Here is a 14252-nt window from a genome sequence, read left to right as displayed (position 1 = left end):
AAGTTTTAAAGTATCCAAAATGGAAGTTTTGTGATATAATACTAAAAAATGAAAGGAGGAAGAAAGGTTGATATGAGAGGAGTGAGTATAGTAACAGAAAATCTGACATTGTCGTACTAAAATATATAATAAATTAGATAGGAGAAAAGTTATGCCGTCAAATCAGTTAAAAACAAATAGGAGTCTTTTAAAGTATATTTTAATTTCTATGATTACTTTTGGAATCTATGGAATAGTAGTTGATTCAGCAGTGAGTAGTGATATCAATATAATAGCATCAAAGTATGATGGTAAAAATACTATACATTTTTGCTTAATGTATTTTGTGTTTACGCCATTGACAGTTGGAATATATAGTTTTATTTGGTATCATAAAATTTCTAATAGAATAGGTAATGAACTTGCAAGAAGAGGAATAAATTATAGTCTTAGTGCAAAAGATTTTTGGTTATGGGGAATTTTAGGTTCGCTTATTATTGTTGGACCTCTTATTTACAAACATAAGATGTTGACTGGTATGAATATGTTAGCAGAAGATTATAATATTAAAGGTTAATTCCATTAAACTGTGGAATGGATATAAGAATGAAATCTATGCCAGACACGGGCGTATGTTCAAAGATCAAGCCCTACAGAACTATTTTAATTCTAAAAGCTGGTACATACCTTCTGTAAGACCTGAAGATTTTAATGAACAATGGCTTAATGAATATGAAAAGGCAAATGCTAAATTTATAAAAAGCTTTGAATAAAATTTACAAAATCGTATTATGCAAAAACATATTATTGCATAATACGATTTTTCATTGTATAATATCCATACTAGGAGGTGATACAATGCGTTTTATAGGCAGGGAGTATGAATTAAAGGAATTAAATGAAGAATATAACAAAGGAAACTTTGCCTTATTAGTAATTTATGGAAGAAGACGAGTAGGTAAAACATTTTTAATAAAGGAATTTCTAAAAGACAAAAAAGGTTATTATTTTGTAGCTTTAGAGTCAAACGCACTGATTAATTTAAATCTATTATCTATGGCTGTGTATGAAACTTGTGGTAATTTGAAAGGTTTACCGGATTTTTTGAATTTTGAATCAGCATTTAGATACTTGTTTGAATACGCAAAAGAAAATAGAATAGTCTTTGTGATTGATGAATATCCATATTTAGCACAAACCACAGAGTATATATCTTCTTTATTACAAAAACTAATTGATGAATATCGGGATAGTAGTAAGCTTTTTCTTATATTATGTGGTTCATCTATGAGTTTTATGGAGAATCAGGTATTAGCTTATAAAAGTCCGCTTTATGGAAGAAGGACAAGTCAGTTAAAGATTAATCCGTTTAATTATCTGGATGCAGCAAAATTCGTGGAGAATTATAGCTATAAAGAAAAAGCGATAGTGTATGGACTTACAGGTGGAATAGCTGAATATTTAACATTCTTTGATGATAAGATGGAACTAAAAACTAATATTATCAACAATTTTCTTAAAACTAGTGGCAGGTTGTTTGAAGAACCGACTAACTTATTAAAACAGGAATTAAGACAGCCTAAGACTTACAATGATATACTTTTTGCTATTGCAGGTGGAGCCAGTAAATTAAATGAGATTGCAACCAAATTAAATATGCAAACAGGTGGACTCACACATTATATAAATTCTTTGGTAGAACTTGGAATTATTGAGAAGAAAACTCCGGTTCTTGATAGAAAAACTAAAAGACCTATATATGTGATAAAAGATACTATGCTTAGATTTTGGTATTATTTTGTTCAAAAAAACATGAACCTGATCAATATGGGACTTGGTGAAATAGTTTATGACAAACAGGTTGAGGCAAGATTGAATGATTATATGGGAGGTGTATTTGAAAAAATAACCATAGAATACTTTGAAAAAAGACTTCGTAAAGGTAAACTAAATTTTATACCGTATGATTATGGAAACTGGTGGGGAAATGATAAACTAAGGAAGAAAGAATCTGAAATTGATTTGCTGGCTTACGACGAAAATAATAATTTTTTATTTGCTGAGGTAAAATGGAAAAATCAAAAAACTGATGAAACTGTATTAAAAGACTTAATAGAAAAGTCTATGAATTTCGGATGCTTAAATAAATGTTATTGGTTTATAAGTTTGTCCGATTTTGAAAAATTTACTAAATCGGATAAGGTAGAATTGATTGATATTAATGCAATTTATGAAGTATAAAATTTAAATTCAATGCTAAAAACTTAAAATTACACTTGTACTTTTATAATTATAAGTTTATAATTATAATTGGCAATAAGTTGGATGTTTAGATACAATTCAGTTTATTCTGGATAAAACCAAACTTAAGTTTAATGGAGGGCTAAGAATGGGTAGTACAGCAGTGCTGTCAGCAAGAGATAGAATACTTTCTCTGCTTGACGAAAACAGTTTTGTTGAAATTGGTGCTTTAGTAACAAAAAGAAGTACAGATTTCAACCTTAATGAAAAAGAAGTTCCTGGTGATGGCGTAATTACAGGCTATGGTCTTATAGACGGTAGTCTCGTTTATGTTTATAGTCAGGATAAAGATGCTCTTGGCGGATCTATGGGCGAGATGCATGCAAGACAGATAGTTAATGTTTATGACCTTGCTACTAAGGTTGGAGTTCCTGTAATTGGAATTACAGACTGTGCAGGTATGCGTCTTGAAGAATCAACAGATGCGCTTGATGCCTTTGGTAAGGTGTATGCAAGACAGGTACTTGCAAGTGGAGTTATCCCTACAATTACAGTTGTTCTTGGTAACTGTGGAGGCGGTTCTGCTATTTCAGCAGCTATCAGTGATTTTGTAATAATGACGAAGGAAAATGCTAAACTTTTTGTAAATTCACCAAACGCAGTAGACAATAATTATACTGCTAAATGTAATACAGCAGGTGCGGCATTTCAGGCAGAATCAGGCAATGTAGACATAGTTGCGGCAGATGATGCGGAAGCTCTTACTAAAGCTAGAGAACTTGTTTCTATTCTTCCTTCAAATAATGAAGATACAGGTGTATTCAGTGAGTGTGAGGATGACTTAAACAGGGCAACGGCAGGGCTTGGCTCACATATAAAAGATGCGGCAGTAACTCTTCGTGAAATTTCAGATAATAACTGGTTCTTAGAGCTTAAGGCTGATTGTGCTAAAGAGATGGTAATCGGTTTCATTCGCTTAAACGGAGCAGTTGTAGGAGCAGTGGCAAACCGTAGTGAATTATTAGGTGAAGACGGTAAGGTAGCAAAGAAGTTTGATACAGTACTTACTATGGCAGGTGCTTATAAGGCAGCACACTTTGTAGAGTTCTGTGATTCTTTCTCAATTCCTGTACTTACACTTACATCTGTAACAGGATTTGCATCTTCTATCGGTGAGGAGCGTTCTATTGCAAGAGCATTATCACAGCTTACAGCTGCGTTTGCTAATGCGACTGTACCTAAGGTAAATGTAATTGTGGGTAAGGCTTATGGAAGTGCTTATCTTACAATGAATTCAAAGCATATTGGAGCAGATCTTGTATTTGCATATAATGATGCTGAAATTGGTATGATGGATGCTAAACTTGCAGCTGAGATTATTTATGATGGTAAAGATGCGGCTACAATTAATGAGAAGGCAAGTGAATATGCTGCACTTCAGAACAGTCCTGTAGCGGCTGCAAAAAGAGGCTTTGTTGACAGTATAATTGAGCCTGCAGCTACAAGAAAACAGCTGGTATATGCTTTTGAAATGTTATATACAAAGAGAGAACATCGTCCAAATAAAAAACACAGCACAATTTAATATAGAGAGGAAGTAAATATGCAGAAAAGACTAATGTTATTAGTGCTTAGCGTTTTCTCCTGCTTTATGCTGCTTAGTGGCTGTGCAAGTGCTTCTAAGACAGGCAGTGAAACCTTGGCTTATCACAAAGATACTGTAATGCAGTCGGGAAATTTTTTTGCTAGGTCTTGGGCAGAAGGCGGACTTGCAGATCTTGTTAAAGAAAGACTTGATAACAAATCTAAGAAACTTATTTTACCTATGGTAGAAAATCTGGATAATGTTAAGGAAGAGGTAGGTAGTTTTAAGTCAGTTGATGAAGCTAGTGCTAATATTGTAGAAGGCAAAGATTTTGTTAAATTTGAAGAGATGATAGAGTTTGAAGGTGGCTTAGTCAAGTTTGTAGCTACTTTTGATGAGAACAGTGTTGACAGTGGATATCTCCCTTCAAGCCTTTCTGCTGAGAGAAAGGTGACAATGGCACAAAAACTTGAAAAGGCAGGTATTAATACCATCTTTGGTATGGCTTTTATTTTCATCGTACTTGTTTTTATAAGTTTTGTAATTAGGGCATTGAGTCTTGTACCGAAGTTCCTTGCTAAAAAGGAAAAGGCTGAAGGACAGGCTGAACAGATTCAAACAGTTGCAGAGCCTATAACGGGAGTTCAGACAGAGGATATAAGCGGTGCAGAACTTACAGCGGTTATGATGGCAGCTATCATGGCCTATACAGCAGACAATGCAGAAGTACCTTCTGACGGACTTGTAGTTCGTTCAATAAGAAGAAAAGGAAATGGTTCTTGGAAGAACGCTTAGTATATACAATTTTATATTTTAATCATTTTGAAAGGATAATTTATTATGAAAACATATACAATTACAGTTAATGGAACAGCTTATGAAGTAACTGTTGAAGAGGGTGCAAGTGCAGGTACTGCTCCTGTAGTTAAAAGCGCAGCTCCTGTAGCACCTGTAAAGCCTGTAGCAGCTCCTGCAGCAAGTGGTGCTGCCGGTGCAGTTAAGGTTAATGCTCCAATGCCAGGTAAGATTTTAGCAGTTAAGGCAAGTGCAGGTCAGGCTGTTAAAAAAGGAGATGTAATCATCGTACTTGAGGCTATGAAGATGGAAAATGATATAGTTGCTCCTCAGGATGGAACTATAGCTTCTGTTTCCTGTGCAGTTGGTGATGCGGTTGAGGCAGGTGCTTTGCTTGCATCTCTTAACTAAAACAATAACTGTACAATAAATGGAGGTAATAATCTATGAGCTATGTTACAAATATGCTCGAGAACTTGGCAGGGCAGACAGCATTTGTCAACCTGTCATGGGGCAATGTTCTTATGATATTTATTGCCCTTGTGTTCTTGTATCTGGCCATAGCAAAGGGATATGAACCACTTCTTCTCGTTCCTATTTCCTTTGGTATGTTGCTTGTAAATATCTATCCGGATATTATGAAAGAAGGCGGACTTCTCCATTTCTTCTTCTTACTTGATGAATGGAGTATTCTCCCTTGTCTTATATTCTTAGGTGTAGGTGCGATGACAGACTTTGGTCCGCTGATTGCTAACCCTATAAGCTTTATTATGGGTGCAGCTGCTCAGTTTGGTATTTTCGGTGCTTACTTCTTCGCCATCTTACTTGGTTTTAATGACAAGGCTGCTGCTGCTATCTCAATTATTGGTGGTGCAGACGGTCCTACCTCTATCTTCCTTGCAGGAAAGCTTGGGCAGACTGAGTATATGGGACCTATTGCAGTTGCGGCATATTCATATATGTCCTTGGTTCCTATCATTCAGCCACCTATAATGAAACTTTTCACAACTGAAAAAGAAAGAAAAATCAAGATGGAGCAGCTCAGGCCTGTAAGCAAACTTGAGAAAATTTTCTTTCCAATAGTAGTTACGATAGTTGTTACACTTATCCTTCCAACAACAGCTCCTCTTGTAGGTATGCTTATGCTTGGTAATCTTTTTAAAGAAAGTGGAGTAGTTAAACAGCTTCAGGAAACTGCCAGTAATGCACTTATGTACATAGTAGTTATTTTACTTGGAACTTCGGTAGGTGCTACAACTTCAGCTGAGGCATTCTTAAAGATTGATACACTTAAGATAGTGGCCCTTGGTCTTGTTGCATTTGGAATTGCAACAGCTACAGGTGTACTTTTTGGTAAGTTGCTTTGCCACTTAACCGGTGGTAAGATAAATCCGCTTATCGGTTCAGCAGGAGTATCAGCAGTACCTATGGCAGCCAGAGTATCACAGAAGGTAGGAGCAGAGGCAGACCCTTCAAACTTCCTTCTTATGCATGCTATGGGACCTAATGTGGCCGGTGTTATCGGTACTGCAGTTGCAGCTGGTGTATTTATGGCGATTTTCGGAGTTAAATAAGAAAAATTATAACACCCCAATTATTCACACCATAGGTCACATACCTCTTATTACCAAACATCTGTGAAACATATAATTCTTAATTATGTGATTACTTGATGTTTGGTGAATAATTTGGGATAAATTATTAAAAGGAGATTAACATATGTCAGAACAGGGTAATAAGGCAGTTAAGATAGTGGATACTGTCCTTCGTGATGCACATCAGTCCCTTATCGCAACAAGAATGACGACTGAAGAGATGCTTCCTATAATTGGCAAAATGGATGAAATTGGCTATCACGCAGTTGAATGCTGGGGTGGTGCTACATTTGATGCCTGCCTTCGTTTCTTAAAAGAAGATCCATGGGAAAGACTTCGTAAGCTTAAGGCAGGATTTAAGAAAACAAAGCTTCAGATGCTTTTCAGAGGTCAGAATATCCTTGGGTACAACCATTATTCAGATGATGTAGTTGAGTACTTTGTACAGAAGTCACTTGCAAACGGTATTGATATAATCAGAATTTTTGACTGTTTCAATGACCTTCGTAATCTTCAGACTGCAGTTACAGCATCTAAAAAGGAAGGTGGACATGCTCAGGTAGCCCTTTCCTATACCTTAGGAGAGGCTTATACCCTTGATTATTGGAAGGCTAAAGCTAAAGCTATTGAAGAAATGGGTGCTGATTCTCTTTGTATTAAGGATATGGCAGGTCTTCTTGTACCAGCTGAGGCTACAAAGCTTGTTACAGCACTTCGTGAAGGAACTAAGCTTCCTATAGAAATGCATACTCACTACACATCAGGTGTTGCAGCTATGACTTATATGAAGTCTGTTGAGGCAGGTGCTAATATCATAGATACAGCTATGAGTCCACTTGCTATGGGAACCAGCCAGCCAGCTACAGAGGTTATGGTTGAGGCATTTAGAGGAACTGAGTACGATACAGGTCTTGACCAGAATAAGCTTGCTGAAATAGCAGATTATTTCCGTCCACTTCGTGAGAAATATCTTGCAAGTGGTCTTATGAATACAAAGGTGCTTGGTGTAGATATAAAGACTTTGCTTTATCAGGTACCGGGTGGTATGCTTTCAAACCTTGTATCACAGCTTAAAGAGGCTCATGCAGAAGATAAGTATGAGGAAGTGCTTAAGGAGATTCCAAGAGTTAGAGCTGACTTTGGTGAGCCACCTCTTGTTACACCTTCTTCACAGATAGTAGGTACTCAGGCAGTTCTGAATGTACTTCAGGGTGAGCGTTATAAGATGATAACCAAAGAGTCTAAGAAGATTCTTTCAGGTGAGTTTGGTGAGACAGTTAAGCCTTTCAATCCTGAGGTTGTTAAAAAGGCTATTGGAGACCAAAAACCAATTACTTGTAGACCTGCAGATCTTATTGAGCCACAGCTTGCTAAGTTTGAAGAAGAAGTAAAAGAGTGGAAACAGCAGGATGAGGATGTGCTTTCATATGCACTTTTCCCACAGGTTGCTACTGAATTCTTCAAATATAGAAAGGCTCAGCAGACCAAGGTAGATAGTACTGTTGCAGATACAACAAACGGAGCTTATCCGGTATAAAAATAAAATTTGTATTTAAAAAGAATGATATAAAACAGGCAGTTACAGAGGATTGTAAAATCTTAGGTAACTGTCTGTTTCTTTATAGTTAAGAGTAAATTAAATAGACTTTCACTTAAAGTAGTATTGTGGTAAAATAAAAAGTGTATGGATATTTAATAAATATTTGAAGTAAGGAGAAAGATATGAAAAAGATATTAAGTATTTTAGTTGTTTTATCAATGTTTATGGCATTGTCTACAAATAATCTGCATATAGTTAATGCATCAAAAACCGATAAAAAAATAATCTGCATAGATGCAGGACATCAGACCAAGGCTAATCTTGAAAAAGAACCGATAGGACCGGGGGCAAAAACTACTAAGTTTAAAGTAACGGGTGGCACTCAAGGGCTTTGGACTAAGCAACCTGAGTATAAGCTTACACTTAAAGTAGCTAAAAATTTACAAAAAATTTTGAAAAAGCGTGGATATAAAGTTATTATGTGTCGTACAAAAAATGATGTAAATATAAGCAATTCTGAAAGAGCAGAAATGGCAAATAAGGCTAATGCAGATGTGTTTATCAGAATTCACGCAAATGGTGCATCCAATAAGTCTGTAAATGGTGCAATGACTATCTGTCAGACTAAAAAGAATCCTTATAATTCCAAGTTATATAAAAAAAGTAAGTTATTGTCTGAAAAGGTGCTTGATGGTGTTGTAGCAAAATCAGCCTGCAAAAAGCAGTATGTTTGGGAAACCGATACTATGAGCGGAATAAACTGGGCTAAAGTTCCTGTAACCATTATAGAAATGGGATATATGACAAATGAGACAGAAGACAGGGCATTAAATACCTCTTCTTATCAGAAGAAGATGGCTGAAGGTATGGCAGATGGGATTGATGCTTATTTTGAAGAATCGGGGAAATAGTAGAAGAATGTTATAAGTTTTTATAGACTTATAACATTCATAAAATATTACTGCACTATTATAAAAACATATCTATCTTTAGTATTATATTAATGCTATAATGAGAATGAAATTCAATAAAAGGAGAATATTTATGATAAATTTTAGAAAAGCAGTTATGGTAGGTTGTGGTTTTGTAGGTTCAGCATCAGTTTTTGCACTTATGCAGAGTGGACTTTTTTCAGAAATAGCAATGATAGATGCCGATATGGATAAAGCAGAGGGGGAGGCTATGGATATAAGCCATGGCATACCTTTTGCAAAGCATATGCGTGTGTATGCCGGAAACTATGATGATGTAAGGGATGCAGGTATAGTTATAGTGACAGCCGGTGCCAATCAGAAACCTGATGAAACAAGACTTGACCTTGTACACAAAAATGTAGGAATATTTAAAAGTATAATACCTGAGATAGCAAGCAGAGATTTTAAGGGAATTCTTCTTATAGTTGCTAATCCGGTAGACATTCTTACGGCAGTTGCACAGAAACTCTCAGGACTTCCTGAGAATAGAGTAATCGGTTCGGGGACTGTACTTGATACAGGAAGGCTTAAAACAAGGCTTAGCGATCATCTTGGAGTCGATTCAAGAAGTATCCATGCATTCATAGTAGGAGAGCATGGAGATAGTGAAATAGCTGCATTTAGTTCAGCAAATGTTTCGGGTATACCTCTCAATGATTTCTGCGAAATGAGAGGTCATTATAGCCATGATGAATCTGAAAAGAATATAGCTGAAGAAGTAAAAAATGCAGCCTACGAGATTATTCAGAGAAAGAGGGCTACTTATTTCGGTGTAGCTATGGCAGTTAAGAGAATTTGTGAGTGCATAGTAAGAGATGAGAAGTCCATTCTTCCTGTATCTACTATGATGCATGGCGAGCAGGGGATAGATGGTGTTGTTCTTAGTATGCCTTGTATAGTAGGAAGTGACGGAATAGAAAAGCAGGTACCTATTAAGCTTGATGAGGATGAACTTAAAAGACTTAGGGAATCAGCCGAGATGCTTAAGGGAATTATATCTGAATTGAATATTTAGGATTATTATATTATATCAAATAAATATTACAGGAAAATAAATACTGTAGAAAATTTACAGATACGCAGAAAATTAGTTGACATCTATATTTTAGTATGATAAACTATAAATTGTGCCGCACTGTGTGGGTAGAAGTTTGCCTAAAACGGTAACACCTAAGCAGGCGAGAATTATAATAGGAGGAGCCATATGTACGCAATTATTGCAACAGGTGGTAAGCAGTATAAGGTAGCTGAAGGTGATGTTATTCAGGTTGAGAAACTTGGTGTAGCAGCTGGAGAGACTTATACCTTTGATCAGGTTCTTGCAATCGGTGGTGACAAGTTTGTTCTTGGAAACCCTGTAGTAGCAGGTGCTACTGTAACCGCTACAGTTGAAAAAGAAGGCAAGGGACCTAAGATTGTTGTTTACAAGTATAAACGCAAGAGTGGATACCACAAGAAGAATGGTCATAGACAGCTTTATACCAAGCTCAAAATCGAAAAGATTAATGCTTAATCATGATTAAAGTGCTTGTGTCTATTGACAAAGAATGCGATTATAAGAGTATTGAGTTTTCAGGTCATGCATTATTTGCTAATTATGGCAATGATATAGTGTGTGCTGCAGTTTCAATACTTGCTATTAATACGCTAAATTCTATTGAGGTTTTTTGTAGAGATAAGGTTGAGGTAATAGATGATGCCCAAAAGGGATATCTAAAACTCATATTTAAGTCTAAATTGAGCGATAACGCTAATTTACTTATAAAATCTCTTATGTTAGGTCTTGATGGAATATCACATGAATACGGTAAAAAGTTCATTACAATAATAAGGCAGGAGGTGTAATGCGATGTTAAGATTGAACCTTCAGTTTTTTGCTCATAAGAAGGGTGTTGGTTCTACAAAGAACGGCAGAGATTCTGAGTCCAAAAGACTTGGTGCTAAAAGAGCAGATGGTCAGTTCGTATTAGCTGGAAATATTCTTTATAGACAGCGTGGAACTCATATTCATCCTGGTACAAATGTTGGAATCGGCAAAGACGATACATTATTTGCAACAGTTGATGGAAAAGTTAAATTTGAGAGATTAGGCAGAGACAGAAAGCAGGTTTCTGTTTATCCGGTAGCTGTAGCTGAATAATAACTGATAATTAGCTCCAAATCTTTGTGTAGCATAGATTTGGAGCATTTTTAATATAAAAAAGGAAAAGAAAAATGTTTGCAGATAGTGCAAAAATATATGTAAAATCGGGAAATGGTGGAAACGGCCATGTAAGTTTCAGAAGAGAGCTTTTTGTAGCCGCAGGAGGTCCTGACGGTGGAGATGGTGGAGACGGCGGAGATGTAATTTTTGTTGTAGATAAAAATATAAATACACTTAATGAATTTAGATATGTAAGAAAATACTATGCTAAAGATGGTGATGAAGGTGGAAAAAAACGCTGTCATGGGAAAGATGGCGATGATATAATAATAAGAGTTCCTGAAGGTACTGTAGTTAAAGATGCAGACTCAGGCAAGGTAATAGTCGATATGTCAGGTAACAATCAACGAGAGGTTATCCTAAAAGGTGGCAGAGGTGGAAAAGGTAATATGAATTTTGCAACACCTACAATGCAAGTTCCTACTTATGCTCAACCTGGAAAAAAGGGTATTGAACTTACTCTTATTTTAGAGCTTAAGCTCATTGCCGATGTAGGACTTGTAGGTTATCCTAATGTTGGAAAATCTACTATACTTTCACGCTGTACTAATGCCAAGCCTAAGATTGCAAATTATCACTTTACTACTTTACATCCAAATCTTGGTGTAGTCGACCTTGGTGGTGGAAGTGGTTTTGTAATTGCAGATATTCCGGGACTCATAGATGGTGCATCTGAAGGAATAGGCTTAGGACATCAGTTTTTAAGACATATTGAAAGAACCAGAGTAATTGTTCATGTAGTGGATATTTCAGGCTCAGAGGGAAGAGATCCAATCCAAGATATAAAAAGTATTAATAAAGAGTTAGAAAGTTATAATCCTGAATTATTAAAAATACCACAGATTATCGCCGCTAATAAGATGGACTTGTTTTATGGTGATGAGGCTGATGAAAAATTAAAAGAATTTCATAAAGCCTTTGATGAAGAAAATATTGCTATTTATCCTATTTCAGCAGTATCCGGAAAAGGTATAAAAGAGCTTTTATATGCTGTAAATGATATACTTAAGACTCTTGACCGAACTCCTGTGGTTTTCCATAAAGAGTTTGATGTTTCTGAGCTTACTATAGAAGAAAGCCCTCTTGAAATTATAAAAGTAAAAGAGGGGGAATATCTTGTTAAAGGAGCAAAGATTGATAAAATGCTTGGCTATACCAATTTGGATGATGAAAAGGGTTTTGCATTCTTCCAAAAATTTTTGCGTGATCAAGGGGTAATAACTAGATTAGAGGAACTTGGTATTGAAGAAGGAGACCTTGTAAATCTTGGAGATATTAGTTTCGATTATTATAAATAAATTTTAATCAACAAAGTAGGAGATAACATGACAAGTAAACAGAGAGCATATCTTAAAGGTCTAGCAATGAATTTAGATCCGATATTCAATGTAGGAAAATCCAGTATTACACCTGAATTTACTATTGCAATTTCAGAAGTGTTGGAGTCAAGGGAGTTAATTAAGATAGCAGTACTTAAAAACTGTATGGATGAGCCGAGGGAAATAGCTGAGGTTCTTGCAGAACGTACTCATTCACACATAGTTCAGGTAATTGGGAAAAAAATTGTACTGTATAAAGAATCCAAAAACCATAAAAAAATTGAACTTCCTAAGAAATAGAGTAAAATATGAAGAAAATAGGAATTTTAGGAGGAACATTTAACCCGATTCATAATACCCATATTAATATGGCTAAGGCAGCATTATTTTACCAAGATTTATCAGAAGTATGGGTAATGCCGGCTAAAATTCCTCCTAATAAACTAGGAATTACAATAACTGAGGATTTTCATAGATACAATATGGTAAAACTTGCAGTTGAAGATGAAAAGAATATCTTGCCTTCAGATTTTGAACTATTAAGAGAGGGAATAAGCTATACTTCAGATACCCTAACTGCTTTAAGAAAATATTATACTAATACAGACTTTTATCTTATAATAGGTGGAGATTCCGTATTGTATCTTGAAGATTGGCATAAACCACAGGAAATATTTGATAATGCTGTTATATTATATATATCAAGGGTTGGAGATGCCTCTGATAAGTGTAAGCAGCATATTCAAAATGTATTAAAAACTGAGTTTGAGAATGTCAGGATGAAGGAAATTCCTTTTGAAACAAACTCGGTTTCTTCAACTGAAATAAGAAGGCTTATAGCAGATGGAATAAAGGATGGTAAACAACTAAACATCAATGAGCAAGTTATGGATTATATCTTAAAAAATGGACTGTATAAGGAGAGTTGATATGTATGGGGCAACATATTTTTTAGATTTACATAATAGATTGAGAGAGATTTTACCTGAGTACAGATTTCATCATACACTGGGAGTGTCTTATACAGCAGCCAGCCTTGCAATGAAACATGGAGCAGATATTTATAAGGCTCAGATTGCTGGACTCTTACATGACTGTGCTAAATATCTTAAAAGTTCTGAAATGATAGCTGAATGTGAAAAATATGGAATTGAAATCACCGAGATAGAAAGGAAGTCCCCAGGACTTTTACATACAAAACTTGGTGCGCATTTTGCTAAAGAAGTTTATGGTGTTGATGATGAAGAAGTTTTATCTGCTATTTTATATCATACTACAGGAAGACCTAATATGAGTCTTTTGGAAGAAATAATATATGTTGCAGATTATATAGAGCCAAATAGACCTGAACTTCCATACATAAATGAAATGAGAGTCTGTGCCTTTGATAATCTGCATAAGGCTACTCTGTATGAACTTGAATCTGTAATGGATAAAGTAAATAAAAGTGATGGTCTTATGGACAAAAGAACAGAAGAAACATTTGAGTTTTATAAAAGAATAGTGGAGGGATGATGGAAAATATTTTAGATGCAGTAAGAATAGTCTGTAAATCTTTAGATGAGCATTTGGCAAATGATATTAAGGTAATTGATATTGCACATTTAACAACTATTTCTGAGTATTTTATAATTGCTGATGCCAAAAATGAAAATCAGATGAAGGCTCTGCAAGATGCAGTAGAAGAAAGTCTTGGAAAAGCAGGAATCAATCCTGAAAGAATTGAAGGAGGTAGATCAGAACACTGGATTCTTATGGATTTTGGTGAATTTGTAGTTCATATTTTCTCAAAAGAGGATAGAGAATTTTATAACATAGAGAGAATCTGGTCTGACGGAAAGATGCTTGATACAGATATGCTTATCAGATAAACTAAAACTGCCATAATTATAATATATTTATGGCAGTTTTATGATTTAAAATTATAAATTTATGATTTTAATACATTCTAATTAAGCCTATAACCTTGCCGAGAATTTCTACCTGCTCAGTAATAATAGGTTCCATAGAATCATTTTCAG

General features: G+C 35.3%; 18 protein-coding genes. All 18 read left to right on the top strand.

The genetic code is table 11. The features are described 5' to 3' along the window. Nucleotides 1–151 precede the first annotated feature (151 nt). The 18 genes from ACTTG8_RS08355 to rsfS all read left to right on the top strand — a co-directional run bounded on the left by ACTTG8_RS08355 (nucleotide 152) and on the right by rsfS (nucleotide 14102). Nucleotides 152–556 (top strand): DUF4234 domain-containing protein, encoded by a 405-nt coding sequence (locus ACTTG8_RS08355; RefSeq protein WP_442561668.1) that lies wholly within the window; start codon nucleotides 152–154, stop codon nucleotides 554–556. Nucleotides 557–611: 55 nt separating this feature from the next. Next, nucleotides 612–752 (top strand): YARHG domain-containing protein, encoded by a 141-nt coding sequence (locus ACTTG8_RS08350; RefSeq protein WP_442561667.1) that lies wholly within the window; start codon nucleotides 612–614, stop codon nucleotides 750–752. A gap of 85 nt (nucleotides 753–837) precedes the next feature. Continuing rightward, nucleotides 838–2220 (top strand): ATP-binding protein, encoded by a 1383-nt coding sequence (locus ACTTG8_RS08345; RefSeq protein WP_442561666.1) that lies wholly within the window; start codon nucleotides 838–840, stop codon nucleotides 2218–2220. A gap of 148 nt (nucleotides 2221–2368) precedes the next feature. Beyond that, nucleotides 2369–3805, top strand: coding sequence for an acyl-CoA carboxylase subunit beta (locus tag ACTTG8_RS08340; RefSeq protein ID WP_442561665.1), 1437 nt, complete (start codon nucleotides 2369–2371; stop codon nucleotides 3803–3805). Nucleotides 3806–3823: 18 nt separating this feature from the next. Further along, the gene (locus tag ACTTG8_RS08335; protein WP_442561664.1) at nucleotides 3824–4600 is read left to right on the top strand and encodes an OadG family protein; all 777 of its coding nucleotides are present in this window, start codon (nucleotides 3824–3826) and stop codon (nucleotides 4598–4600) included. 45 nt (nucleotides 4601–4645) lie between these two features. Continuing rightward, nucleotides 4646–5011, top strand: a complete 366-nt coding sequence (locus ACTTG8_RS08330; protein WP_442561663.1) for a biotin/lipoyl-containing protein — start codon at nucleotides 4646–4648, stop codon at nucleotides 5009–5011. Nucleotides 5012–5046: 35 nt separating this feature from the next. After that, nucleotides 5047–6174: a sodium ion-translocating decarboxylase subunit beta gene (locus ACTTG8_RS08325; protein ID WP_442561662.1), complete on the top strand. Its 1128-nt coding sequence runs from the start codon at nucleotides 5047–5049 to the stop codon at nucleotides 6172–6174. Between the two features lie 145 nt (nucleotides 6175–6319). Next, nucleotides 6320–7732: an oxaloacetate decarboxylase subunit alpha gene (locus ACTTG8_RS08320; protein ID WP_442561661.1), complete on the top strand. Its 1413-nt coding sequence runs from the start codon at nucleotides 6320–6322 to the stop codon at nucleotides 7730–7732. Between the two features lie 185 nt (nucleotides 7733–7917). Beyond that, nucleotides 7918–8646: an N-acetylmuramoyl-L-alanine amidase family protein gene (locus tag ACTTG8_RS08315; protein WP_442561660.1), complete on the top strand. Its 729-nt coding sequence runs from the start codon at nucleotides 7918–7920 to the stop codon at nucleotides 8644–8646. 133 nt (nucleotides 8647–8779) lie between these two features. Continuing rightward, nucleotides 8780–9724 (top strand): L-lactate dehydrogenase, encoded by a 945-nt coding sequence (locus tag ACTTG8_RS08310; protein ID WP_442561659.1) that lies wholly within the window; start codon nucleotides 8780–8782, stop codon nucleotides 9722–9724. A 189-nt stretch (nucleotides 9725–9913) separates the two neighbouring features. Further along, entirely contained in the window at nucleotides 9914–10222 is a 309-nt protein-coding gene (rplU, locus tag ACTTG8_RS08305) for a 50S ribosomal protein L21 (RefSeq protein WP_442552033.1), read from the top strand. Between the two features lie 2 nt (nucleotides 10223–10224). Next, nucleotides 10225–10554 (top strand): ribosomal-processing cysteine protease Prp, encoded by a 330-nt coding sequence (locus ACTTG8_RS08300; protein WP_442561658.1) that lies wholly within the window; start codon nucleotides 10225–10227, stop codon nucleotides 10552–10554. 4 nt (nucleotides 10555–10558) lie between these two features. Next, nucleotides 10559–10849, top strand: a complete 291-nt coding sequence (gene rpmA / locus ACTTG8_RS08295) for a 50S ribosomal protein L27 (protein WP_023353147.1) — start codon at nucleotides 10559–10561, stop codon at nucleotides 10847–10849. Between the two features lie 74 nt (nucleotides 10850–10923). Next, nucleotides 10924–12210 (top strand): GTPase ObgE, encoded by a 1287-nt coding sequence (gene obgE, locus ACTTG8_RS08290; RefSeq protein WP_442561657.1) that lies wholly within the window; start codon nucleotides 10924–10926, stop codon nucleotides 12208–12210. A gap of 27 nt (nucleotides 12211–12237) precedes the next feature. Then, nucleotides 12238–12531: a ribosome assembly RNA-binding protein YhbY gene (gene yhbY / locus ACTTG8_RS08285; protein ID WP_442561656.1), complete on the top strand. Its 294-nt coding sequence runs from the start codon at nucleotides 12238–12240 to the stop codon at nucleotides 12529–12531. 8 nt (nucleotides 12532–12539) lie between these two features. Then, nucleotides 12540–13160, top strand: a complete 621-nt coding sequence (nadD, locus tag ACTTG8_RS08280; RefSeq protein ID WP_442561655.1) for a nicotinate-nucleotide adenylyltransferase — start codon at nucleotides 12540–12542, stop codon at nucleotides 13158–13160. A 1-nt stretch (nucleotide 13161) separates the two neighbouring features. Beyond that, nucleotides 13162–13746, top strand: a complete 585-nt coding sequence (yqeK, locus tag ACTTG8_RS08275) for a bis(5'-nucleosyl)-tetraphosphatase (symmetrical) YqeK (RefSeq protein ID WP_442561654.1) — start codon at nucleotides 13162–13164, stop codon at nucleotides 13744–13746. Then, nucleotides 13743–14102 (top strand): ribosome silencing factor, encoded by a 360-nt coding sequence (gene rsfS / locus ACTTG8_RS08270; RefSeq protein ID WP_442561653.1) that lies wholly within the window; start codon nucleotides 13743–13745, stop codon nucleotides 14100–14102. The genes yqeK and rsfS overlap by 4 nt, the downstream gene beginning before the upstream one ends. Nucleotides 14103–14252 lie beyond the last annotated feature (150 nt).

This window comes from Catonella sp. (assembly GCF_052173895.1).
Classification (GTDB): domain Bacteria; phylum Bacillota; class Clostridia; order Lachnospirales; family Lachnospiraceae; genus Catonella.
Note: the sequence above shows the minus strand (reverse complement) of the source record. Positions and strands in the feature narration are given on the sequence as shown.

Bases quoted from the DNA above. Each gene is read 5' to 3' on its own strand.
- ACTTG8_RS08355 (WP_442561668.1), top strand. From the start codon at position 152: ATGCCGTCAAATCAGTTAAAAACAAATAGGAGTCTTTTAAAGTATATT.
- ACTTG8_RS08350 (WP_442561667.1), top strand. From the start codon at position 612: ATGTTCAAAGATCAAGCCCTACAGAACTATTTTAATTCTAAAAGCTGG.
- ACTTG8_RS08345 (WP_442561666.1), top strand. From the start codon at position 838: ATGCGTTTTATAGGCAGGGAGTATGAATTAAAGGAATTAAATGAAGAA.
- ACTTG8_RS08340 (WP_442561665.1), top strand. From the start codon at position 2,369: ATGGGTAGTACAGCAGTGCTGTCAGCAAGAGATAGAATACTTTCTCTG.
- ACTTG8_RS08335 (WP_442561664.1), top strand. From the start codon at position 3,824: ATGCAGAAAAGACTAATGTTATTAGTGCTTAGCGTTTTCTCCTGCTTT.
- ACTTG8_RS08330 (WP_442561663.1), top strand. From the start codon at position 4,646: ATGAAAACATATACAATTACAGTTAATGGAACAGCTTATGAAGTAACT.
- ACTTG8_RS08325 (WP_442561662.1), top strand. From the start codon at position 5,047: ATGAGCTATGTTACAAATATGCTCGAGAACTTGGCAGGGCAGACAGCA.
- ACTTG8_RS08320 (WP_442561661.1), top strand. From the start codon at position 6,320: ATGTCAGAACAGGGTAATAAGGCAGTTAAGATAGTGGATACTGTCCTT.
- ACTTG8_RS08315 (WP_442561660.1), top strand. From the start codon at position 7,918: ATGAAAAAGATATTAAGTATTTTAGTTGTTTTATCAATGTTTATGGCA.
- ACTTG8_RS08310 (WP_442561659.1), top strand. From the start codon at position 8,780: ATGATAAATTTTAGAAAAGCAGTTATGGTAGGTTGTGGTTTTGTAGGT.
- rplU (WP_442552033.1), top strand. From the start codon at position 9,914: ATGTACGCAATTATTGCAACAGGTGGTAAGCAGTATAAGGTAGCTGAA.
- ACTTG8_RS08300 (WP_442561658.1), top strand. From the start codon at position 10,225: ATGATTAAAGTGCTTGTGTCTATTGACAAAGAATGCGATTATAAGAGT.
- rpmA (WP_023353147.1), top strand. From the start codon at position 10,559: ATGTTAAGATTGAACCTTCAGTTTTTTGCTCATAAGAAGGGTGTTGGT.
- obgE (WP_442561657.1), top strand. From the start codon at position 10,924: ATGTTTGCAGATAGTGCAAAAATATATGTAAAATCGGGAAATGGTGGA.
- yhbY (WP_442561656.1), top strand. From the start codon at position 12,238: ATGACAAGTAAACAGAGAGCATATCTTAAAGGTCTAGCAATGAATTTA.
- nadD (WP_442561655.1), top strand. From the start codon at position 12,540: ATGAAGAAAATAGGAATTTTAGGAGGAACATTTAACCCGATTCATAAT.
- yqeK (WP_442561654.1), top strand. From the start codon at position 13,162: ATGTATGGGGCAACATATTTTTTAGATTTACATAATAGATTGAGAGAG.
- rsfS (WP_442561653.1), top strand. From the start codon at position 13,743: ATGATGGAAAATATTTTAGATGCAGTAAGAATAGTCTGTAAATCTTTA.